24 protein-coding genes are annotated in these 22,428 nt (G+C 66.2%); 13 read left to right on the top strand and 11 right to left on the bottom strand.

Annotation, left to right across the window (positions count from 1 at the left end; all coding sequences use genetic code 11):
• Nucleotide 1 precedes the first annotated feature (1 nt).
• Entirely contained in the window at nt 2–1,525 is a 1,524-nt protein-coding gene (locus G9465_RS06860; RefSeq protein ID WP_166968453.1) for a PAS domain S-box protein, read from the bottom strand.
• Nucleotides 1,526–1,635: 110 nt separating this feature from the next.
• Between G9465_RS06860 and G9465_RS06865 the strand changes: the two genes are divergently transcribed.
• Complete coding sequence (locus tag G9465_RS06865) at nt 1,636–1,983, top strand: DUF192 domain-containing protein (RefSeq protein WP_166968454.1); 348 nt, start codon at nt 1,636–1,638, stop codon at nt 1,981–1,983.
• Between the two features lie 160 nt (nt 1,984–2,143).
• Entirely contained in the window at nt 2,144–3,688 is a 1,545-nt protein-coding gene (locus G9465_RS06870) for a (R)-citramalate synthase (RefSeq protein WP_227015744.1), read from the top strand.
• Between the two features lie 47 nt (nt 3,689–3,735).
• Here G9465_RS06870 and G9465_RS06875 read toward each other — a convergent pair whose 3' ends face one another.
• From G9465_RS06875 to G9465_RS06890, 4 genes are all read right to left on the bottom strand, one after another.
• On the bottom strand, nt 3,736–4,026 hold the full coding sequence (locus G9465_RS06875) for a HalOD1 output domain-containing protein (protein WP_166968455.1): 291 nt from the start codon (nt 4,024–4,026) through the stop codon (nt 3,736–3,738).
• Nucleotides 4,027–4,130: 104 nt separating this feature from the next.
• Entirely contained in the window at nt 4,131–6,530 is a 2,400-nt protein-coding gene (locus G9465_RS06880) for a bacterio-opsin activator domain-containing protein (protein ID WP_166968456.1), read from the bottom strand.
• Nucleotides 6,531–6,633: 103 nt separating this feature from the next.
• Nucleotides 6,634–7,290, bottom strand: coding sequence for an HAD family hydrolase (locus G9465_RS06885; RefSeq protein WP_166968457.1), 657 nt, complete (start codon nt 7,288–7,290; stop codon nt 6,634–6,636).
• A gap of 39 nt (nt 7,291–7,329) precedes the next feature.
• Nucleotides 7,330–7,779 carry a bifunctional nuclease family protein gene (locus G9465_RS06890; protein WP_166968458.1) on the bottom strand — a complete coding sequence of 150 codons (450 nt, stop codon included), beginning with the start codon at nt 7,777–7,779 and terminating at the stop codon, nt 7,330–7,332.
• Nucleotides 7,780–7,855: 76 nt separating this feature from the next.
• Between G9465_RS06890 and G9465_RS06895 the strand changes: the two genes are divergently transcribed.
• The 4 genes from G9465_RS06895 (at nt 7,856) to G9465_RS06910 (ending at nt 10,124) form a co-directional block, all read left to right on the top strand.
• The gene (locus G9465_RS06895; protein WP_166968459.1) at nt 7,856–8,143 is read left to right on the top strand and encodes a hypothetical protein; all 288 of its coding nucleotides are present in this window, start codon (nt 7,856–7,858) and stop codon (nt 8,141–8,143) included.
• A 139-nt stretch (nt 8,144–8,282) separates the two neighbouring features.
• Entirely contained in the window at nt 8,283–8,765 is a 483-nt protein-coding gene (locus G9465_RS06900) for a hypothetical protein (protein ID WP_166968460.1), read from the top strand.
• An 81-nt stretch (nt 8,766–8,846) separates the two neighbouring features.
• Complete coding sequence (locus G9465_RS06905; protein WP_193571738.1) at nt 8,847–9,125, top strand: hypothetical protein; 279 nt, start codon at nt 8,847–8,849, stop codon at nt 9,123–9,125.
• A 42-nt stretch (nt 9,126–9,167) separates the two neighbouring features.
• Nucleotides 9,168–10,124 (top strand): hypothetical protein, encoded by a 957-nt coding sequence (locus tag G9465_RS06910; protein WP_166968461.1) that lies wholly within the window; start codon nt 9,168–9,170, stop codon nt 10,122–10,124.
• Nucleotides 10,125–10,175: 51 nt separating this feature from the next.
• Here the strand turns inward: G9465_RS06910 and G9465_RS06915 are convergent, their stop codons facing one another.
• Together G9465_RS06915 and G9465_RS06920 are read right to left on the bottom strand one after the other, a co-directional pair.
• Nucleotides 10,176–10,421 (bottom strand): DUF3194 domain-containing protein, encoded by a 246-nt coding sequence (locus tag G9465_RS06915; RefSeq protein WP_166968462.1) that lies wholly within the window; start codon nt 10,419–10,421, stop codon nt 10,176–10,178.
• A gap of 3 nt (nt 10,422–10,424) precedes the next feature.
• Complete coding sequence (locus G9465_RS06920) at nt 10,425–10,799, bottom strand: prefoldin subunit beta (protein WP_166968463.1); 375 nt, start codon at nt 10,797–10,799, stop codon at nt 10,425–10,427.
• A gap of 153 nt (nt 10,800–10,952) precedes the next feature.
• Between G9465_RS06920 and G9465_RS06925 the strand changes: the two genes are divergently transcribed.
• Together G9465_RS06925 and G9465_RS06930 are read left to right on the top strand one after the other, a co-directional pair.
• Nucleotides 10,953–11,471, top strand: a complete 519-nt coding sequence (locus G9465_RS06925; RefSeq protein ID WP_166968464.1) for a hypothetical protein — start codon at nt 10,953–10,955, stop codon at nt 11,469–11,471.
• Between the two features lie 51 nt (nt 11,472–11,522).
• Nucleotides 11,523–11,924 (top strand): hypothetical protein, encoded by a 402-nt coding sequence (locus G9465_RS06930; RefSeq protein ID WP_166968465.1) that lies wholly within the window; start codon nt 11,523–11,525, stop codon nt 11,922–11,924.
• Between the two features lie 683 nt (nt 11,925–12,607).
• Here G9465_RS06930 and G9465_RS06935 read toward each other — a convergent pair.
• Complete coding sequence (locus tag G9465_RS06935) at nt 12,608–14,440, bottom strand: archaellin/type IV pilin N-terminal domain-containing protein (protein WP_166968466.1); 1,833 nt, start codon at nt 14,438–14,440, stop codon at nt 12,608–12,610.
• Nucleotides 14,441–14,653: 213 nt separating this feature from the next.
• Here G9465_RS06935 and G9465_RS06940 point away from each other — a divergent pair, with 213 nt between their 5' ends.
• A complete protein-coding gene (locus G9465_RS06940) occupies nt 14,654–14,923 on the top strand; it encodes a hypothetical protein (RefSeq protein WP_166968467.1) in 270 nt (89 codons plus the stop codon).
• Here the strand turns inward: G9465_RS06940 and G9465_RS06945 are convergent.
• The gene (locus tag G9465_RS06945) at nt 14,877–15,392 is read right to left on the bottom strand and encodes a hypothetical protein (protein ID WP_166968468.1); all 516 of its coding nucleotides are present in this window, start codon (nt 15,390–15,392) and stop codon (nt 14,877–14,879) included. The genes G9465_RS06940 and G9465_RS06945 overlap by 47 nt on opposite strands.
• Entirely contained in the window at nt 15,389–15,691 is a 303-nt protein-coding gene (locus G9465_RS06950; RefSeq protein ID WP_166968469.1) for a UPF0175 family protein, read from the bottom strand. The genes G9465_RS06945 and G9465_RS06950 overlap by 4 nt, the downstream gene beginning before the upstream one ends.
• Before the next feature lie 135 nt (nt 15,692–15,826).
• On the opposite strand from G9465_RS06950, the gene G9465_RS06955 reads away from it, so the two are divergent.
• Genes G9465_RS06955 through G9465_RS06970 form a run of 4 tightly spaced genes read left to right on the top strand, consistent with a single transcriptional unit; the run spans nt 15,827 to nt 20,835 of the window.
• On the top strand, nt 15,827–16,666 hold the full coding sequence (locus G9465_RS06955; protein WP_166968470.1) for a pantoate kinase: 840 nt from the start codon (nt 15,827–15,829) through the stop codon (nt 16,664–16,666).
• Between the two features lie 48 nt (nt 16,667–16,714).
• Nucleotides 16,715–17,458, top strand: coding sequence for a 4-phosphopantoate--beta-alanine ligase (locus tag G9465_RS06960; RefSeq protein ID WP_166968471.1), 744 nt, complete (start codon nt 16,715–16,717; stop codon nt 17,456–17,458).
• Between the two features lie 2 nt (nt 17,459–17,460).
• Entirely contained in the window at nt 17,461–20,001 is a 2,541-nt protein-coding gene (locus tag G9465_RS06965) for an AAA family ATPase (protein WP_166968472.1), read from the top strand.
• 45 nt (nt 20,002–20,046) lie between these two features.
• Nucleotides 20,047–20,835 carry a hypothetical protein gene (locus G9465_RS06970; protein WP_166968473.1) on the top strand — a complete coding sequence of 263 codons (789 nt, stop codon included), beginning with the start codon at nt 20,047–20,049 and terminating at the stop codon, nt 20,833–20,835.
• Nucleotides 20,836–20,837: 2 nt separating this feature from the next.
• Here the strand turns inward: G9465_RS06970 and hutH are convergent, their stop codons facing one another.
• Nucleotides 20,838–22,424 (bottom strand): histidine ammonia-lyase, encoded by a 1,587-nt coding sequence (gene hutH, locus G9465_RS06975; RefSeq protein WP_166968474.1) that lies wholly within the window; start codon nt 22,422–22,424, stop codon nt 20,838–20,840.
• Between the last annotated feature and the right edge of the window lie 4 nt (nt 22,425–22,428).

Consider the following 22,428-nt stretch of genomic DNA (forward strand, 5'->3'; position numbering starts at 1 on the left):
GCTAATCAATCTGTTCGCCCGGCGACATCGGTTGGTTCCCGTCGCCAGTACGGGGAAGCCGTATGGTCACGACTGCGCCGTTGGGGTCTCGGTCGGCGATGGTCACCTCGCCCCCGAGGCTCCGGACCAGCCAGTGTATCGCCCACAGGCCGATACCGCTGGTGTGCTGGAGGCTGGTCTCCGTCTCGGCTCTGAGCGGGCGTTGCTCTCGCTCGGGAATCCCGGGACCGGTGTCCGCCACGTCGACGACGACGTGGTCCGACTCGTGTTCGACGCGGAGGACGACCTTCGACGTGCCGTCGGCCGTCGGCTGGCGCTGTCCGTGTTCGACGGCGTTCTGTATGGCCTCCCGGAGGACGATTTCGACGCGTTCGTCGCCGGGGACCGTCGCCGTGGCCGGCGTCTCCACGACGAACTCACACTCGGGGCTGTCTCGCTGGAACCGGCCGCGCTGTCGGTCCAGAACCTCGACGACGTCGACCGGTCTGACCGTCCCGTCGGCCCGGAGCACTTCCGTCACGTCGCGTGCCTTCTCGCTCACCCGCTCTAACTGCCGCGTCCGGGCGACGATTCGCTCGACTGCGTCGACGTCGTCGTCGGAGAGTTCCTGCTGAAGGACAGACGCGTTCCCCTCGATGACGTTGACCGCGTTGCGGATATCGTGGCGGAGTACGCGGTCGAGGACGGCCAGTCGTTGCTCGCGCTGCTTGCGGTCGGTCACGTCGGCGAGGGCGATCATGTGTCCGGCGACGGTATCGTCGGGGTTCGTAATCGGGGCCGACCAGAGGCGCACGTCGACGAGCGCGCCGTCCTTGCGCTTGCGCTTCGTCTCGACGCCGTCGATGACGCCGCCAGCGTCGAGCTGTGACATGTGTCGTCGGAACTCCTCGCGCCGGTCGTCCGGAACCAGCGGGTACTGCGTGCCGCGGACCGCGTCGGCGCTCCAGCCGAACAGTCGCTCGGCGCTGCTCGACCACGACAGCACGTCGCCGTCGGTGTCGATGGCGACGATTGCGACGGGCGACGCCTCGAAGATGGCGCAGAGGCGGTTCTGTGCCAGTTCGGTCCGCCGCCGCTCGCGGGCCCGGCGGGTGTCGTAGACGCCCGTCAGGAGCCCGCCGACCGCACCCGCGCCGGCGACCCATCCAGTGACGAGGAACGGGTCCGCGAGGGCGACCCCGTGGGCCCGCTGGTAGCCGACGACGAGCAGCGTCAGCGTCGTAATCGGGAGCGAGCCACCCAGCGACCACGTGACGATCCGGCGGACGTCCGGCGGGTCGGCCTCGCCTCGGAAGAGCCACCCGGCACCCACACCCAGCGGCGCCACGAGACACACGAGCGCGACTCCGGCGAGGACCTGTGTCGACGGGGCGACACCCGGTCGCGTCAGTCTGCGGGCGGTCACGACGGCGACCAGCACCGCGGGCGAGACGAGTGCGGCCGTGCCGACCCATCGCCACTGCTCGACGGACCCCGAATCGGGGTGGGGCTCGAAGGGGTGTGACATGTCCGAGGGAGGACGCATCGGTAGCCAGTCGTCCTCGACCGGGAATGAATCCGACAGCGGTTTCCCAGCCGGTAGGAACGGGCGTCCGGGACAGAACACCTAAACCGCTCTCGGTCCACGCTGTCTGCATGCGAATCGTCCACGACGACGGGGGAGAGCGACGGACCCTCGCCGCGACAGTCGACCGGGCCGAGACGATGCTCGAACAGTCCCGGGGGCTGATGTTTCGGGGGTCGATTCCCGACGACTACGGCCTCGTCTTTCCCTTCGACGACGTGGGTCGGCGGTTCATCCACATGCTGTTCGTCCGCTTTCCGCTTGACGTAGTGTGGCTGGCAGACGAGGAGGTTCAGGCGGTGGCGACGATGCACCCGTGGCGGTCGTTCGGGTGGGCGAAGGCCGACACGGTGCTCGAACTGCCGGCCGGGGCTGCGACGGGCGTCAGCGAGGGGGATACGGTCGTCGTCGAGGGGTAAGCGTCGATTGCCACGCCCCGTCGCGCATCCGGCAGATTTTAAAGGATGAACGTGTGAGTAGCTATCACCATGTCGGAACACCCGACGGAGGATAGAGGAAGTCGCCGCGAGGCGGCTGGGCGCGAAATTCGCCCCCAAGAGTGACGGAAGTGAACGTTCTGTGAGCCAGCATACATTGTTCGGGGACCATCCAGCGACGCGTCCCCTCGACGAGGTCGGTGAGGTACAGTTTCTCGATACGACGCTGCGCGACGGCGAACAGGCCCCCGGTGTCTCGCTGACGCCGGACGACAAGGCCGACATCGCGCGCAAACTCGACGCCGCGCGTATCGACGTTATCGAGGCCGGCAGCGCCTGTACCGGGCCGGGCGAGCGTGAGACCATCTCGCGCGTCGCGGAACTCGATCTGGACGCGACGGTGACGAGTTTCTGCCGCGGCATCCAGAACGACATCGACCTCGCTCTGGAGTGTGGGGTCGACGGCGTCAACCTCGTCGTCCCGGCCAGCGACCGCCACATCGAGGACAAGGTCGGCACCTCGAAGGCGGACAACGTCCAGTCGACGGTCGAACTCGTCGAGTACGCCAAAGCGAACGACCTCTGGGTCGAGGTCATCGGCGAGGACGGGTCGCGCGCGGACCTCGACTACCTCGAAGAACTGCTCGGGGCCGCACTCGATGCGGGCGCCGACCGCATCTGCTGGGCCGACACCGTCGGCCACGCGACGCCGGATCGCGCGCTCGAATGCGTCGCACGGCTCTCCGAGTTGGGCCCGGTCAGCACCCACACGCACGACGACCTCGGACTGGCCGTGACGAACGCGCTGGTCTCCATCGCCGCGGGTGCGGACCTCGTCCACGGGACCATCAACGGCATCGGCGAACGGGCCGGCAACGTCGCCTTAGAGGAGGTCGCCATCGCGCTGGACCACGGCTACGGCGTCGAGACGATGGAGTTGACCGAGGTGTACGACCTCGCCGACCTCATCGCCAACCGAACCGGCATCCCGCTTGCGCCGAACAAGGCCGTCGTCGGGCAGAACGCGTTCACCCACGAGTCGGGCATCCACACCGACGGGACGCTGAAAGACGACGCGATGTACGAGCCGTACCCGCCCGAGAAGGTGGGCCGCGAGCGCCGTCTCGCACTCGGCAAACACGCCGGCCGCGCCGGCGTGCAGGCCGCACTCGACGAACACGACGTGGACGTCACCGACGACCAACTCTCCGAAATCGTCGGCCGCGTCAAGGAGATCGGCGACCGTGGCAAGCGCGTCACCGACGCCGACCTGCTGACCATCGCCGACGAGGTGACCGGACAGGAGCAGGACCGCCGCGTCGAACTGCTCGGGCTGACGGCCGTCTCCGGGTCCGATACGCCGACGGCGAGCGTGCGTCTCTCGGTCGACGGCGAGGAACGCAAGGAGGCCGCCGTCGGCTCTGGTCCCGTCGACGCCGCGATGAACGCCGCCGAGGCGGCGCTCTCTCACACCGCCGACGCGACGCTCGAAGATTACCACGTCGACGCCATCACCGGCGGGACCGACGCGATGGTCACCGTCGAGATAGAGATGTCCCGTGGCGACGACCACGTCGCCGTCTCCGCGAGCGACTCGGACATCACCCGGGCCTCCGTGCGGGCGATGGTCGACGCGATGGATCGCCTCGTGACCGACGAGGACGAGACGCTGGTCGCCGACGACTGAGAGGGCCGCTGCTCGGCGACGTGGAATCGTACAGAAAGGTCGACGGGTTAGGCGGTAACCCCGACTCGTGTCTGCTCGTCCTGCCGTTCGGTTACGATTACTTTCTGTCCGCGTTCGACTTCGACGCGACACCCCGACATCGAGAAAGAGAACGTTCCGACGAGACTTCCGTTCGAGGAGTCGAACAACTCATCGAGCGCTTCTGGGTCGATACAGTCGTAGAGACACTCGTCTAAGTCCATCGGGTCGATACCCTTCGCGTCGGCGATGCCGTAGACGATTGTCTGACTCAGTGGTTCGGACGGCGACGTAGTGTACACGTGTTGGGTTCCTGTCATCGGTTGCACTCCGCTATCGGCCAATCATCCTGTTGTAAAAAACGCGTTCTGGCTATACAGAATGCCCCCCGTCGGCGAGACGCACCATACAGATAGCGACCCGATCAGCCGTCGCCGAGCACCAGTTCGAGCAGTTTCCGCTCGCTGACACGTAGGTGGCGATTCACCGTCGGTTGGGTGATGTCGAGCATCGACGCGACTTCCTCACCGGTCGTCTCACGGGGCCAGTCGAAGAAGCCGCTGAGATACGCCGTCTGCAGCACCTCCAGTTGGCGGTCGGTGAGTTTCTCTTCGAGGGCGGCGCGGATACTGCCGTGGTTCGGCCGGCGCGTCGTCTTCTCGCGTCTGGCGTTCAACTTGACGTCGGCGTACCGACTCTCCAGTTGCTCGACGAACGTCCGCACGTCCACCTCGGACGCGAGGTGGACGACGACGTCGACGCGGTCGGACCGGGCTTCGAGGCCACCAAGTCGTGCCCCCTGGTCGGTGACTGCTCGAACGACCGTATCGCCCTCGACGACCACCTCGTACAGGCCCTCGGAGACCGACGACACCGACTCGACTCGCCGTATCTCGGCTATCGTCTCCGCGACCGTGGTTTGCTCGACGTCGGGGACGCTGACGAACAGTCGCGTGGTGTCGGCCTCGCCGGGGACAACGCCTTCGCACGTGATCGGTCGGTCGAGTCGCCGAGCCAACTGCGTGGTGAACGGTTTCGGAGCGGGGACCGAGAGGGCGAGTTCGACGACGTCGTCTCCGAGGTGTCGCTGGCGGGACGCTATCTCTCGCATCGCGTTCGCGATACCCTCGCCGAGTTCGACGAACACTGACTCCAGCATCTCGCCGAAGTGTTCGGTCCGGTCGGCGTAGACGGTCAACACGCCGTAGAGGAAATCGTCGTACGCGAGCGGGACGCTGATTGCCGAGCGGAAGTCACGGGAGATAGCTTCGGTCCGCCAGTGTTCCCGTCGCAGGTCGTCGGTGATACACGGGACGAGCGTCGGCGTCCCCGTCTGTGCGGTCTGGACGGCGGGCGGTCCGCCGTCGCTGGCGGCCGACTGCGTGACGGCGTCGAGATAGCTGGACGACCGACCGGCCCACGCACGTGGCTCGACGCCCGCGTCGGTCGACCGGCCGACCCACGCGAACGAGAACCACTGTGACGACGCGAGTTCGTCACAGACGGCCTGCTCGATGGCCTCGCAGGTGTCGGCCTCGACGAGGACGCGGTCGACCCGACGGATGATGGCGTTGACCTCCTTCAACTGTCTGAGCTCTTCGTTCTGTTGACGGCGCTCTTCCTCACGCTCTCGCAGTGCCATCTCGCGGTCGACGCGGGCGAGTGCGGCCTCGGCGCTGCTCGCGAGCAAGTCCACGAGTTCACGCGTCCGTTCGTCGAGTCCGTCGCTGGGCGTCTGCGCGTAGAACACGCCGTGGTCGGTGAGCGAACGGTAAATAGCGCCCGTCCCCAGCGTCGCGCCCTCGTCGTCGACGAAGACGTCCCAGACGAGGCCGCCGTCCGGACCGATAGGGGATAGGTCGGTTTCGTCGACGGTCGCGTCCGGGCCGACGGCGGTCGGCCGGAGGTGGTTCTCGCTCCGGTCGAACAGGTAGACGGTCGCCCCAGAGAGGTCCAGTACGTCCGCTGCCGTTTCCGTGATGACCGTCGCCACGTCGTCTTTCGTCTCGGCTCGGAGGAGTTGCCGCGTGGTGTCGTGAAGCGCCGCGAGCATACGAGCGAACTGCTGGCGGTCGGAGACGTCTCTGACGACGCCCACCTGCCGGTAGTGGTCGTCGTCGAGGCTGTACGCCGAGAACCGCGTCTCGACGGGGACCGTCCCAGTATCGGCCGTCTGGATTTCCGTCGTCATGGTCGCTACGTCCCGGTCGCCGTCTCTGAGCTGTCGACTCAGCGTCGCCGCCCGGTCGATGGCCGATTCGTCGGCGAGCAACGACGCGTCCGATCCGACCATCGTCTCCCGGTCGTAGCCGGTAATCGACGACATCGCGTCGTTGACGGTCCGGATAGTGGCGGTATCGTCGAGTGTGTAGACTCCGTCCTCGATGGTCTCGACGATGCGTTCGTACGCTTCGAGCGTTCGCTCGCGGTCCTGTCGCTCGGTCACGTCGTGGCCGATACCGAGATACACCGTCTCGTCCTCTGACTCGTGGCGCTCGAACGCGAGGTCGACCCAGCGGTCGTCTTCGACTGTCTGACAGCAGGTCGTGACGTACTCGCCGGTCTGGGCGCAGTTAGCCTCGATGCGGCCGCGGGTCGCCGCCGGAAACAGGTCCGGGAGCGAGCGACCGAGGACAGTCTCGGCCGAGGTTTCGACGAGCGTATAGAGGTGGTCGTTCGCAGCGAGCACGCGCAACTCCGTATCGACGACGACGGCTGGTTCGGGGAGCCGAGTGACGAGCGAATCGAGAAACGCGCGCGGTGTCTGTGACGTCTCGGCTGTGGTGGTCCGCTCACCCGAGGAGTCACTGACCGACTTTTCCATGCACGCCCGTCCGTGCCTGTCGTTGGAAAGTGTGATTTCGGGCTCTACGTCAGCTACACCACGATGGTCCTCAGGTAGTTACCAACCCTGACTCTCCCGGCACTCACTCCGCAATGCTCACGACGTCGTCTAACCCCCACACCTCGTAGTCGGGCGTCACCGAGAGGTCGGTGTCCACGCGGTGCGGGCGGCGGATGAACGCCGAGTCGATGCCCGCGGCGTGGGCGGCCCGCACGTCGGACTCGTTGTCGCCGACGAACAGCGCCTCCGAGACGCCGAGGTCGGCGAGTGCCCGTTCGACGTAGTACGGACGTGGCTTCTTGCGTTCGAGACTCTGTACCGTCGGGTCGCGTGCGTGGACCGTCTCGAAGTGCGGGGCCAGTCCGAAGTGGTCGAAGGCGAACTCAACCGTCGCCGTCTGGTTCGAGGAGACGACGCCCAGCGGCGTGTCGAAGGCGTCGAGTGCGTCGATGTCGTCGTACGGGCGCTTCTCGCCGGCGGTCATCTCGGCACGCTGGGCCTCGGAGATGGCCCCGTCACGTGCCGCCCAGAACGCCTCGGGGTCGAGGTCGTACTCCGCACAGACCGCTTCCAGTCGGTCCACCGTCACGCCGATGCTCATCGCTTCGACGTGGTCCGGGTGCGGGTTGGTGACCCCGACGCGCGCGAACGCCTCGCGCGTCCCGTCGCGGTGAGCGTCCATGCTGGTCAGGGTCAGCAGGACGCCGTCGTTGTCGAAGATGACTGCCTCATAGCCCATACCCGAGCGAAAGCGCTCGCTCGCCGAGTACCTTTCCACTCAGCGCCCGAACTCGTCCCCGGTGTCGAACTCCTCGGGTGAGCGACCGGCGGCGTCGACCACCTCGTCGGAGACGACCAGCGGACAGTCCACCCGCAGGGCGATGGCGATGCCATCGGAGGGGCGCGCGTCGAACACCATCTCTTTGCGGCGGTCGTCGAGGTACTGCTCGGTGTCTATCTTCGCGTAGAAGGTGCCGTCGGTAAGGTCGTCGATACGGACACGGTCGATGGCGCTGCCGAACTCCGCGACCATCTCGACCAGCAAGTCGTGGGTGAGCGGTCGCTCGAACGGTTCCCCGTCGATGGCCAGTTGCATCGACTGGGCCTGATCGGAACTGACGAAAATCGGGACGATCTCCCCGCGGGCGCGGAGCAACACGACCGGCGTTCCCGCTCCCTCTTCGCTGACGCCGACACCGACCCCTTCGACCGTGGCCTCGTGTTCCATACGGTACAGTTTGGCGGGTAGGTATGAAAAGCTAGCCCGCGGTCGGTTTTACGGGGGGCGGGCCCCAACGACGTCCGTGGCCGAGGACGCCTATCGTGTCGTCGTGAAACCGTCCGCACGTCGGGTGAGCGCCCGCGTCGGTCGCTGGGTCAACCGCGAGGGTCCGGTCCGAACCTTCGACTCGAAGCCGCTGGCCCGCGAGTGGGCACGGGCCTGTCGGGGCGCGACGGCCGCCGTGTGGCTACAGGACGCCCCGCCGTGGGCCGAGGACGACGCCGACGGCTACCTCGTCGGCCGGACCCGCACCGTCGCGCGCGCCGACGTGCCCGGCCACCAGCGGACGCTGACCGAGACGGACGAGTGAGTGACCCGAAAACTCCGTTTAAACCGGATTAAAACCCAATCCAGAACGGCTAAAACGACGCAAATCGGGTTAATCCGGGTTCTCTGCTTACCCCCTTGAAGTAGCACTGGTCCGCAGGGTCGGGTGGAGTCAACGCACGATGAAGCTCACGAAGATTTCCGGCGCGCTGCTGGCCGTGCTCGTCATCACGGGCTCGGCGGCGGCGCTGCCCGCGGCGGCAGGCGCACAGGCTTCGGACAATGCGGACGGCGCACAGGCCGACGCCCACGCGAACGAGACGGCGGCCGACGCCGACGACCACGCCGCCGACAGCGCAGCGATGAACGAAACCAACGAGTCCGACGACTCGGACGCCGAGGCGGCGAACGCGAGCGTGGCCGCCGACAGTCAGGGTCCGCCCGCTGACGCCGGTCCTGACGGCGAACGGGGTCCGCCCACCGACCTCCCCGAACAGGTCCCGGACTTCGTCAGCGAGATTCACAGTCTCGTCCACCAGCACATGAACGGTGACCTCGACGGCAACCTCGGCGAGCAGATTAGTGACGTCACGCCCGACGGCGGTGAAGCCAGCAACGCGCCGACCGACAGCGACGACGAGACCAGCACCGACGGCGAGCAGTAATCCGGCTGATTCTTCGTCCGTCCGCCGACGCACGTAGCGACCAAGCGCGGTATTTTTGCTCGTTCGTCACCCACTGTCGGTATGGACGACTCCGTCCACGCCGACGAGGCCGAACGGACTACCGAGGACCTGCTGTCGGCCGACGACGCCTCCGACGTCGTGGAGACGGAGGGCGTCGACCGCTGGCAGGCCACGAAGTACGTCGCCCCGTTCGTGGCTATCGGTCTGTTCGACCTCGTGCTGTTGCTCGGGTGGGGACTGGACCCGCTGTGGGGCTTTATGATTCTGCCCCCCATCCTGTTCGTCAGCGTCCTCGGCTGGATCGCGTTCCGGACCGGGTTCGCGAGCGACCGCACCTGACGGACACCGTGTTATTTAGTACCAAGCAAACGTCTGTCACGTATGCGGGCTCGCACGCTCGGCCTGGCCCTTATCGTTATCGTCGCCGCCAGTGGCGTCGCAGCGGCGCACGGCAACGACGTCGTCGTCCACACCCAGCGCTCCTCAAACGGAGCCGTACAGGTCGCACACGTCTCCCAGATTACAAGCGTCCACGTGGTGCTCTATCAGACCGACGGCGAGACGCTCGGCCCTGTCGTCGGGCACCGGTTCCTCCCGCACGACGGCGCTCTCACAGAACGTGATCACGTCACTGTCGGCATCGAGGCGTCGACGTGGACGAACGTCAGCGAGAGCGTCACGCTGTTCGCCGCCCTCCACAGCGACGACGGCGACGGGGCGTTCGACCCCGAGGCAGACGCGGTCATCAGCCGCGAGGGCGACCCGGTCGGCCACCAGTTCGTCCTCGGGAAGGCCGACGGCAACGCCAGCGTCCTCGCGCGCGACCAGACGGCGGCGACGAACGTCACGGTCGAGCAGGTTGCCATCGACGCCGACGGCTACCTCGTCGCCGGCACCCACGACAGCGGGCCGGTCGGCGTCACGCCGCTCACTGAAGGCCGTCACGAGAACGTAACTGTCGGACTCGACCCCGGTTTCTACAACAGCCAGCCGTCGTCGTTCGAACTCGAACTCACGCTGTACCACGACGACGGAGACGGGTCGTTCGACCCGGCCGGGGACACACTCGTGACCGCCGGCAGTGAACACGTCGGCGCGCACCTCTCCATCGAGAAGGCGACGCCGACCGTCACGACGCCGACGCCGGCGACGACCGCGACCGAGGACTCGCCGACGCAGGCAGCGACGACCGCAACGACAGCCCCGCCCACGGATAGCGCCACGGCCACGACGCCACAGACGACCGGCGGTAGCGGCTCCGGATTCGGGGTTCTCGCGGCGCTGGTCGCCCTCGCCGCCGTCGTGAGCGCCGTGCTCCTGTGGGAGCGTCGCCACTGACAGCGTGTTCGTCACCACCCGCCGAATCGGCGCGGGCGAAACCCGCGTCGTTCAGTTCTCGTCGTCGGCGAACAGGTCGTCGACGGCCGAGCGAGCGGCCAGTGCGGCGTCTTCGGCGACCCGTTTCTCGTCGACGCGACTCTCCGGTGCGTTGACGTAGACGTCGACTTCGAGTACGTCGTCCTCGAAGGTGACGGTCACGTCGACGTCCTCGACATCGCTCGCGTCGAACCGCGAAAAAACGACGTTTTCGGCCGCGTCAGCGGCCACCTCGACGACCTCTTCGTCGGTCGGCATGACTTACGCGCCAGCGCCGGGGCCGCCGGCCGGACCGCCGCCGAGCATCTGCTGGAGTTCGCCCTGCAGGTCCTCGAACTGCTCTTGGACGCGCTCTTCCTGCTTTTCGAGGGTCTCGACGCGGACTTCGAGGCTGGAGACCTTCTCTTCGAGGTCGTCCTGTGCTTCGTCGAAGCCTGTCTTCACGAGAAGTTCGCCGACTTCGCGGTACATCGTCGTGTCCTCGTCGACGTCTTCGAGTTCGTCCAGCGCGGTGCGGGACTCCTGAAGGCTCGTCTCGGCCTGCTGTTTCTGGGCAGCGACCTGCTGTGCGGTCTCCTGCAGATCCTGCAGTTCCTCGAGCTTCTCCTGTGCTTCAGGCGGAAGATTACCCTGCATACTCCGAGGGTCGGGACCCGGAGTGTTAAACCCACGCATCTCACCTCGATTCTGAGGCACAAGCGGACAACGAGAATCGCCAACGAGACCGGCAGAGAACCTCGTCACACGCCAATACCCCCCCATGAGCTGTATCGTTTGCGGTCAGCGGAGGTGTCGAAACGTGAGCCACCGCGCGTACGACGGTCCAGCGCTAGACGGGACCTACCAACACATCTCCGAGAGCCCGTTCGGGGTCCGAATGGTGAGACCGTCGACGCGACGCCCGACCCCGACGGTGAGGAGTCGGTCGAGCACGTCCCGGTCCCCGAAGACGATGTCGACGTCGCCGATGCTTACCCGCTCGCCAAGGAGTGGATGCGACAGGCCGCGCTGGACTCGGTGGCCTTCCATCATCACGTACTCTACGAGAGTATCCGCGAAGCCGGGACAATCGACAGCCAGACACTGCACAAGCGCTACGGCGCCATCGCCGACGATGTCTACGCCGGCCGACAACGGACGTCCCTCATCAAACGGACTCGCCGGGACACGCTCGCGAAGCTGCACGGGCACGATCTCCTTGGACAGGAGGGTGGGACGAAAGACCGCATCTACTGGGTGTTGGACGAGAACGTTCGGTCGGGGTACGATATCGACGTCCGAGCCGGGGCAGTCACATCGGATTCGTAGGCCAGTAAGGTCTATATACTCATGCTTGCGCATCGATATTTTTCGGGAGATATGAGCGTCGCGAACGGCAAGTCCGAGTCACAAATCCGGATGGAGCTGCTTGACCTACAGCGTACCCTCCAACAGATGGGGCGAGAGTTGACCAACGGCCACATCGGTGGGTACCTTCAGCTGGCTTCGGAACTGGACTTAGACACAATCGCCAGCGATCTCGAAGGTGGAGATGTCGAGTATGACCCGACGGTCTTTCCAGCAGTATTCTACGATATCGCAACGGACCCACTGACGGTCGTGATATTTTCAGATGGCCGCCTGTGTGTCGTCGATGGCTCGAGCGACGCTGCAGTTCGAGGGGCCATTTTGGAGACCGCCGAGCGCCTCGGAGAACTCGGTGTTTATACTGGCGACCGACCAGCCGAGGATGCGGTTGTCGTAGTCAACATCCCGACGTAGGGTCGCGAAAATATTACCCTCTTTAAAACCCACATCCGCTGACCTGTTTCAGTGGGGATGGTAAATCCAGGGCGCGTATCGACATCTCACCACTGGTTGGTACGGCGAATCGGTCGATACAGGCGGTATATCCCACACCAGCTGTTCTCGCAGCTTTTCAGAACAGCCGCAGTCGAACAACGGATTCTTTTGCTAATCTTGATTACACGCTGTCCATCGTCTCTATAGAGAGGGTATGTTCAGTCTCGTCCTGGTGACGTTCTGCTTTCGATTCCGCTGCGGTGCGTGACGGATGAAAGTCGATTTGTCCGCACTCCTCACAGACTACCTCGTACATGCAGCCACTCACAGGCATACAACACCATTAATAATTAACATCTTACCGAGCGTTGAACGGACCTGAGCTAGACTGAATTGACTGACTACCACTCCACCATGCTTGAATTGCTGAATGTGCACATCTACCGAGCAGCGTATTCTCTCAGATGGCCCTGAAACGGACGTGACGACTTGTTCAATAAGTCGCAAAACCGCTCAATACAGGCCAGCGATCTAACGCACTGTTCAGCAATCTGCCCGATTACTCCAGATACTGCGTACTGACTACAGAGGCGATAGACCTCGCGCCAGATGCCAGATTTGTGTAGAGAGAGTCGAAGCCGAATCTCCCCGTCACTGTCTCGCTACGTGGCGGTGACGTTCACGCGACGGACGCCGACGTGCATGAACTCGATACGCGACACGCCCGGCGATTCCGGAATCGTCCGCTGGCTAAGAGCCATGTCGTAGTGGACGGCCGCGTTCTGGCCGATTGTGAGGTTCCCCGTGACGACGCCGCCGTAGAGTTCACCCTGCTTGAGATAGGCGGACCCAGCGCCGTCCAGCCCTGCGGGCGCGTAGATGTACCCATTAAAGTACGTGGGTTTCGACGAACTGCCCGCCATCGCGAAGGTGAACTCGCGAGGCCCGAACACCCGGAGCTGAGGCGCTCGGTTGCCGGGAACATGCACCTCTGAGTCGATCGACTGATAAAACGAGAGGTGGCGGTCGCGGTCGAGATTGTTGTGCCCGCTCTTCTCGATCAATATCTTCCGCTCGCTAGCGACGTACAACCGGACGACACCGTCGCCTTTCACGGTGATGTTACTGCCAGGGTTTCCTTGCCCGCCGCGCTCCATCAGGATATAGTCCCGGACGGCGATCGAGATGTTTCCATCTGTCGTGTCGAGGACCAATCGCTCGCCGCTCAGGTTCATCGTCTCCAGATAGTAGCTGCCCGCAGTGAGCGTCCCGGTCGGGAGGCCGCCTCCACCGTCGTCGCTGATCGATATCTCGTTGTCGGTTATGTTCGTGGTGTTAGCGTTGTTGTTGCTAGCCCGTATCGACGCGACCCGATCCCGAACGAAAAAGTCGACTGGCTCGATAGATGCGATGCCAGAGATGTTACGATCAGTCCCCGAGACGGCGGCCCCGTTCTGTTCGTAGTCTTCGGTCCAGTGGATGTCGCCGGAGACGTTCGTCTCACCGTCTAACGTGACCGTACTCCCCGACCAGATGTCGCCGTATACAGTCGAGTTCCCTGTCGTCCGAACGTCACCGGCCGCGACGACAGTGCCGTTGCGATCCCCCGGTGCGGTATACGGACCGTCGGCCGACGAGTAGCTGTCAGAGTATGCCCCTTGGCCGGCGAACTCGAGGAACCCGCTCCCGGAGGTAGCGACGACACCGCTCGGGAACGCGGACGGCCCTGTCCCCTTCGAGGGGAAGATGACTGTCGCCGTCCGTGCGTCGTGGTCGACTCTGATGTACCCGTTGGTGGTCTCACGGAAGTACCGCCCCCACGCCTCGTAATACTCGCTGTGGACGGTGACAGCCACTTTCTGCCCTCGAATCCTGTTTGTCAGCCCTGCAGATGTGTTCGGAAAACGACGCTGTGGCGGGCCGTTAGCGGCCACCTGAACGTAGCTTGTGAGCGCGGGGTCGCCGTCAATAACGACGATCGGAAGTGTGAGCGTCTTCTCACGGAAGTGGAATTCCGGCCGAGAGATCATCACTGAGCCCCCATCCTCGTGCCGCCAGACGCCACCACCTTCGTAGCCAACCGTCGTCCCCGCCTGGACGTAGCGGACAGTTCCAAGTGACTCGTTTGCGGCCACTGCATCGACGGTCCCGGTACTCGCATTGACGAGGTGAACCCGCATCCAGCTATTGTTCTCAGTGTAGAGCTGTCCGCCCTGTCCCGAGATACCAAGGTTGAGCCGATGAGATTTGTCGGTGCCGGAACCAAAGGCGACGTCGCTTGTCTCAGCGTCGAGTTGCCTCAGAGCATGCTCGGTTTGCGTTACCTCGATAACCTTCTTCCCGTCTGCAAGCATTGGCGAACCGGTGACCACGAGTAGTGTACTAGCGAGGATCACGATTGCGACGAGTAAGATGACGCCGACAAGTTCCGACTGGCCCCGCTTCTCCGCGTGGAACTCGTCAGGGAGCCCATTCCCTGATCGCCAGTCTGACATACATCCACACGGAGGGTGAAAACTAAAGTTACAGAGTATCTGAAAGAGTTATCTCGTGTTTAATTGGAAATGGGATGTCTGACTACGGGACTGTAACACTCATCTCTTGAACACGACTAGAGGAATCATGTTCTTCTAGCGGATCTGTCTCTGAATGGTCTCTGTACAACTCAGTAGCGCACCTGTATCTAATACTCGACGGGCATCCGGTCGATGGTCCAGAACGGCTACGGCGTCGACGCCAACCACGACCACGACTACCGCTGTCGGCACTGCGGTGCCACGTTCGACGAACTCGTCGAGCGCCCCACGAAGAACACGCCCGGCCGCAGCGGCTCCCTCGCCGGCCGACTGGAGGACCCCGACCCCGAGGACGTCGGCGAGCCCGCGTGGTCGCCCGACTGCGCGGGGGTGGGCGGTTCCGCCGGTCGCGGCACTACTCTGCCACCTCGCCGACCGCCCGCTCTCGCAACTCGCCCGTGAGGTGCATCCCGTGCTGGTCGATGCGCCGGACGATGCGTTTTGCCTGTGTCGGACTGAGATACTTGTCCTCGATGGCCGCGCGGACGACGACGCCGAAACTGCTCGTCACCTCGGCGCCGAGTCCTTGTGCGGTCCGGCGGACGGTGCGGTCCTCGGAGACGACTGCGACGGCCGAGCGGTCGGACTGGTCGCGGTGTGCGAGGACGCCGGCCAGAACGGTGACGGCAGCACCGATGTCCTTCTCGCCAAGCACCGAACGGGCCCGCTCTATCTGGCCCTCGTCGACGGTCGTCTCCACGTCGCCCCCCTCCAGAAACTCCGAGAGGTTGGTGGCGGTCGGTTCGACCGGCACCGCCTCGACGACTGGGTCGGGGATGACCACGTCGCCGTCGAACGCCTCCAACAGCGACAGTTCGCCCACCTGTCCGAGGCTGTAGACGGCGGTCGGGCCGAGGTAGATACGGGTCATAGCTCCGCGGCGGTGTCGGCGTCGAGTTCGAGGTCCGACAGTTGCAGTTGCGTGGTCAGGTTGCGCTCGCGGGCCACGTCTAGCCACTCGGCGATGGAGAGGTCCGCAATCTGGGCGGCCTCCGCCGCCGAGATGTCGCCCGATTGGTACTGCTCGACGGCCACGCGGATGCGCAGCGTCTCCAGTCCCTCACGAAGTGCCTTGCGGATCGTCGTCGAGCGGTCCTCGGAGAGCAACTCTGCCACGTCGTCGAGTTCGGCCTTCTCCTCGCTGGGAAGCCGAGCGCTAATCGTTGGCATTGTTTACACGGTGGTCTCAGGTAAACGCACATCAAGGTAGGGGTCGGGGAACCGAGTGTTGGATGGATGACTATTCTAGCCGGCGACGAGTCGAACCGCCAACCGTTAAGCGGGCCGGTCCCCGATGAGTGGGCAATGAGCGACGACGCACGGGCGTTCGTCCCGGGCCACGTGACCGGCTTTTTCACGGTCGACCGGGCGGACGACCCGACGAAGACGGGGTCTCGGGGTGGCGGGATCGCACTCTCCGACGGCGTCTCGGTGACAGTCGAACCGGCCGCCGAGACGACGGTCGAACTCGACGGCGAGCGCGTCGAGATGGACGCTGTCGAGCGAGTACTGGCGGCGCTCCGCGCCTCGGCACGCGTCACCGCCGAGACGCCTCTTCCGATCGGTGCCGGGTTCGGGGTCTCCGGCGCGATGGCGCTGGGGACGGCACTGGCGGCCAACGCCGCCTTCGACCGTCACCTCTCGTACAACGAACTGGTGACGATTGCCCACGGCGCTGAAGTGCAGGCCGGGACCGGACTGGGCGACGTCGTCGGGCAGGCCCGTGGCGGGGTGCCGCTTCGACTCGAACCCGGCGGGCCACAGCACAACTACGTCGACGCGATTCCCGCACGCGCCCGCGTAGAGTACCACACGTTGGGCGAACTGTCGACGGCCGACGTGGTCGGCGGCGACACCGAGACGCTGACCCGGGCCGGCGAGCGAGCGCTCTCGATGGTCGTCGAAGACCCGACGCTCGACACCTTCACTCGCGCGTCACGGCAGTTCTCTCGCGAAGCCGAGTTGCTGACCGAGGCGGTACAGGCAGTCATCCGGGACGTGACCGAGGCCGGCGGCGACGCGGCGATGGCGATGCTGGGCGAGACGGTCTTCTCGTTCGGCACGGGGCTGACCGACGCGGGCTACGACGCGAGCGTCTGTGAGGTGTACCCACCGGGCGCGACCGTCGAGAACGGGCCGTCGTAGCGGCCCGCGACCGACGACTTTTCGACGGTCGGCGTTGGAGTGGAATATATGAGCGACGAGGTCGAGGTACCCGAAAGCCATCCCCGCTACGAGTCGTTGCTGACGCGCCACCGCATCGAGGCGGGCGTGGACCGCGGAATCACCTCCAGACAGGGACTCATCGCGCAGGGCCGCGGCGAGGCCTACGACTATCTACTGGGCGAACGGACCATCGAGAGCGCTGATCGGGCCGAGCGAGCGGCGGCCGCCTACATCCTGCAGGCCGACCACGCCGTCATCTCGGTGAACGGCAACGCCGCCGCCCTCGTCCCCGGCGAACTCGTCGAACTGGCCGAGGCGACCGGCGCTGACCTCGAAGTGAACCTGTTCAACCGCACGGAAGAGCGGATTCGCGCCATCGCGGAGTACCTCCGCGAACACGGCGCCGAGGCGGTGCTGGGACTCGAAGCCGACGGCCGCATCCCGGGCCTCGACCACGAACGCGCGAAGGTCGACGCCGACGGCATCGGCGACGCCGACGTGGTGTTGGTCCCCCTCGAAGACGGCGACCGGGCGGAGGCGCTGGGCGAGATGGGCAAGACGGAACTCGTCGTCGACCTCAACCCGCTCAGCCGGTCGGCACAGGTCGCGACGGTCCCCATCATCGACAACATCGTCCGGGCGATTCCGAACGTGACTGCCCACGCGCGCGAACTGGCCGACGACCCCGAGGCACAGCGGGACGCTATCGAGGCGTTCGACGCCGACGAGGCGCTTTCGGCGGCCGAGCGGGCGATACGCGGCGGTGAGTGACGATGGGGTTGCGACCGTACATCTATGCGGACCGGCGCCTCCCGGACGCCGAGACGGTTCGGGAGACGCTCGCAGAGCGAACGCTGACGAAGTTCGGCGACGACGAGCAGTTGGCCCGCCTCCACCGCGTGTTCTACCCCGTCTTCCGCGTCTCCTATGCCTACGAGACCGGGGAGGGCAAACTGTTCGGGACCGAGCGAAAGGAGGCGATGGCACTGCTCGACGGGCTCTGGGCGGACAACGACGACGCGCTGGTCCAGTACGCCGACGGGACGGGCAGTCCGGTGCGTCGGGCGACCAACGACTACGATTTCGGCCTCGACGACCCGGGCCTCGGTCGATCCGTCCTCTTCCGGTTTCAGGTGCCGACCGGCGACGCCGAGTCGCTGCTCCCCCGCCGCGTCGAGGAGTACCGCGAACAGTGTGGTGGCACCGCGAACGTCTTCTTGCGGAAGCTCCGGGAGTCCTACGGGTTGCCCGGCGACTTCGACCCCGCCGGGTTCGAGGGCGTGACTGACGTCGAGCGCGTGTATCTCCCGTTCTGGCTGGCGGAGTTTCACTCCCCTCACTCCGAGGACGCCGCGATGGTGACGTTCCGCGACCCAGATGCGCCAGAGCGGGAGATGCGAATGCACGGGTGGCTCGCGGCGTTCGTCAGCGAACGACCTCGCCGCCTCGCGACCTACGGCTACGAAGTCGACCCGGACCGCCTCGAACGGAACATCCGCGAGCGAATCGGGACGAGCGAGGAGGACGACCCGGACGAGACCGACGGGACCGACACACCGCCCCGGCCGTCGGAGGCCGGCGGTGCGCCGACGGTGACCCGCGAGGGCTCAGACGACGACGGCGTCGTCCAACCCGACGGCGTGGATATGTCCGCCGAGAGACTGGTCGACCCGAATCCCGACCGGAGTTTCGCGGACGTAGGGGGGATGAGCGACCTGCTCTCGACGCTCAATCACAAGGTCGTCCGTCCGCTCGAAGACCCGGAGACGTTCGAGGAGTACGGCATCGGCGTCGTCAACGGCGTCCTCTTACACGGACCGCCGGGATGCGGGAAGACGTACGTCGCCGGTGCGTTGGCCGGCGAAGTCGGCCACTCGTTCGTGGAGGTATCGCCGGCCGACGTAACGAGCAAGTACATGGGCGAACCCGCAAAGAAAGTCGAGGAACTGTTCACCGTCGCCAGAGCGAACGCTCCCTGCATCCTCTTCATCGACGAGATAGACGGTATCGCCGGCTCTCGCGGCGGCGACAGCGACATGAACGCCAGCGAGCAGCAACTCGTCAACCAACTGCTGACCGAACTGGAGGGCATCGCGGCCGACGACGTGGTGGTCGTCGGCGCGACGAACCTCGTCGAGGACGTCGACGGCGCTATCCGGCGCTCGGGTCGGTTCGACGAGCGAGTGGAGGTGCCGCCGCCGGACGCCGAGGCCCGCCGCGAGATACTCCGTCTCCACCTCACCGGCCGCCCTATCGCCGAGGACCTCGCCCTCGACTCGGTGGTCGAGGAGACGGCCGGCTACGCGGCCAGCGACCTCGAACTGCTCGCGGAGAACGCCGCTCGGGCGGCGCTCCGCGCCGACGAACCCATCGGGACGGCCCATCTGGCGTCGGCCGCCGCCGAGGCCGAGACGAGCATCCCCGACTGGGTCGACCCGGCGGACGTGGCCGAGGGCGGCGTCGTCCAACCCGACGGCGTCGACCTGCAGGCGACGAATCTGGTCGACCCGGACCCGGACCGGGACTTCTCGGCGGTCGGTGGGATGGCCGATCTGAAGGCGCGTCTCGAAGAGACGGTGCTAGACCCCATCGAGAACAGCGACGCCTACGCCGAGTACGACATCGACGTGCTCTCTGGGCTGTTGCTCTATGGCCCGCCGGGGTGTGGCAAGACCCATCTCGCCGGGGCGCTCGCGGGCGAACTCGGTCACTCGTTCGTCGAGGTGTCGCCGGCCGACGTGACGAGCAAGTGGATGGGCGAACCGGCCCGCAACGTCGCCCAACTGTTCGACATCGCGCGGGCGAACGCGCCCTGCGTCCTGTTCATCGACGAGATAGACGGCATCGCCAGTTCCCGGCGGGGGTCGATGAACACGAGCGAACAGCAACTCGTCAATCAACTGCTGACCGAACTGGAGGGCGCTGCGGCCGACGACGTGGTGGTCGTCGGCGCGACGAACTTCGTCGAGGACGTCGACGAGGCGTTGCGTCGCTCCGGTCGGTTCGACGAGCGAGTGGAGGTGCCGCCGCCGGACGCCGAGGCCCGCCGCGAGATTCTCGACATCCACCTCCGGACCCGACCGGTGGCCGAGGACGTCGACTGGGACGCCGTCGTCGAACCCACCGAGGGCTACGCGGCCAGCGACCTCGAACTGCTGGCCGAAGACGCCGCTCGGCACGCGTTCCGAGACGACTCCCACATCGCACAGACTCACCTCGAAACCGCCGTCTGGGAGACTCGGTCGAGCATCGCCGACTGGGACGGCCGCGACCGGTACGCCGACGACGAGGACACGGCAGCGCTGAACCTGTAGCCTTGGGGGGTGACTTCTTGCCGGTTCGGCCCCTCTCTCCGAACGATGCCTGTGTATCCCTCGGTCCGTGACCACGGCGTCTCGCTGTGCGAACGGGCCGGTTACGACGTGACGGTGCGTGAGGACCTGCGGGGACCGCCAGCACTGGCCGAACCCGAGGACGCCGCGGTCGGCCTCGTCGACGCGGAGATCCCGCGCCCCGTCGCCATCGAACCGCTCACCGAGGCCGACGTGGGGCCGTCCGGACTCGTCCCGCGTTTCGCCGACGCGCTTCGGGAGGGCCGTGACTGCCTGTTCGTCGTCCCCTCGACGGAGGCGACCGGAACGACGCTCACGCAGGTCGTCGCGACGGTGCTTGGCGACCCGGCGTGCGTGGCCGTCGACGAACCAGACGGCAGACACTTCTACAAGGGCCCCGACCGCGTGCCGCTGTCGGACGGGAGCTACGCCTGTGCCCGCGCGCCGGCGGCGGACCTCCAGTGGCGTGAAGTCCGAGTCGACGAGGGCCGGCCGCGACTGGAACTGAGCGTCGGCACCGAGGTCGTCGCCGTCTTCGAACACGTCGACGCCCTCGGTGACGCGGGACGGCACGCCTTCCAGCACGCCTACCGCCGGGCCGACGACGGCCGCTTCGAGGTGACCGCTGGCGGCGAGGTGATAGAGCGGTTCCCCGGGCCGACGGCGATGCGCCGCGGCGGTTACGCCCCGGTTCCGATGCCTATCGTCCCCGAACACCTGTTCCCCGCCGACGCCGACCGGTCGCGCTGGGCCGTCTGCCAACCGGACGGCGGGCGGGACGTGCTCACCGCGGCCGGTCTGCACGCGTGGGGGTAGGGCTATTCGAGGTCGACGGCCTCACCGACACGTTCGACGAGCAGGCCCTCGGCGACGAGCGTCCGCACCCGGTCGATGTCCTCGTGGACCGCTCGGTCGGCGTCCAGTTTCGGGACGACATCCCGGACCGTCTCGTAGGCGACATCGGTCCCGACGCCGTGTGATAGCTCCGGAGAGGCCTCGAGGAACTCGGCGGCCTGTGCCGCACAGAGCAACTCGATGCCGACGACGGTCTGGACGTTCTCGACGACGCTGCGAAACGACAGCGCCGACTGCCCGCTCATGCTGACGTGGTCCTCCTGATTGCCGCTGACGGGCGTCGAATCGACCGACGGTCGGCCGGTCGACCGGCATTCGTTCAACAGCGCCGCCGCGGTGTACTGGGCTATCATGTAGCCCGACATCACGCCGCTACGGTCGGTGAGGAAGGGTGGGAGGTGTGACTCCTGGACGTTGGGGTTGAGCAGGCGGTCGACGCGACGCTCACAGATAGCCGCGAGTTCAGTCAGCGCGCCCGCCGCGTAGTCCAGTCGGAGTGCCAGCGGTTCGCCGTGGAAGTTGCCGGCCGATAGGACCGCCGCGTCGCCGGTTCCACTCGCCCGGTCCGGTGCGTCCGTGCGGGCGAACAGCAGCGGGTTGTCAGTGGCGCTGTTGAGTTCCGTCTCGACGGCCTCGCGGAGGTGTTCGAGGGCGTCCCGCACCGCGCCGTGGACCTGCGGGAGACACCGCAGCGAGTAGGCGTCCTGCACCCGGTCGCAGTTGCGGTGGGACTCGACGATGCCCGACTCGGCGGTGAGTCGGCGGACGTTCCGCGCGCTCGCGGCCTGTCCGGGATGGGGGCGGACCGCCGAGATGGCCTCGTGGCTCGGCACCGTCGAACTCATCGTCACCTCCGTCGTGAGCGCACCGGCCACGTCCGCGCTCCGAAGGGCCGTCGCCGCGTCGTGGACGGCCAGCGCGGCCAGTCCGACGGTCAACTGCGTGCCGTTGACGAGCGCTAGCCCTTCTTTGGCTTCGAGGGTAACCGGGTCAAGACCCGCGCGAGCGAGCGCCTCGTCGCCGCGGAGTCTGTCGCCCGCCACGTCAGCCGCCCCTTCCCCGATGAGCACCAGCGACATGTGGGCCAGCGGCGCGAGGTCACCGCTGGCGCCGAGGCTCCCGCGCGAGGGGACGACCGGGTGGACGCCCTCGTTCAGCATGGCGACGAGGACGTCGACCACCGCCTCCCGGATGCCCGAGTACCCCTTTACCAGCGCGTTCGCGCGCGCGACCATCGTCGCCCTGACCTCCTCGCGGGTCAGTTCCCGACCGACGCCCGCGGCGTGGCTCCGCAGGAGGTTCGTCTGGAGGGCTTCGAGGTCCGTCCGCGGGATGCGCTCGTCGACCAACTCGCCGAATCCGGTGTTGACACCGTACACCGCCTCGCCGCTCGCCAGAACGGACTCGACGCGCGCACGCGACTCCTGGACCGCTCTGCGGGCCTCGTCGGCGATTGAGACGGTGGCATCCTCGCGGGCGACGGCGACCACCGCCTCGGGAGTGAGCGACGCGCCGTCGAGGACGACGCTGTCCGTACCAACTCGTGACATGCCT

The sequence above is a fragment of the Haloarcula sp. JP-L23 genome (assembly GCF_011602445.1).
In the GTDB taxonomy this organism is placed as follows: Archaea; Halobacteriota; Halobacteria; order Halobacteriales; family Haloarculaceae; genus Haloarcula; species Haloarcula pellucida.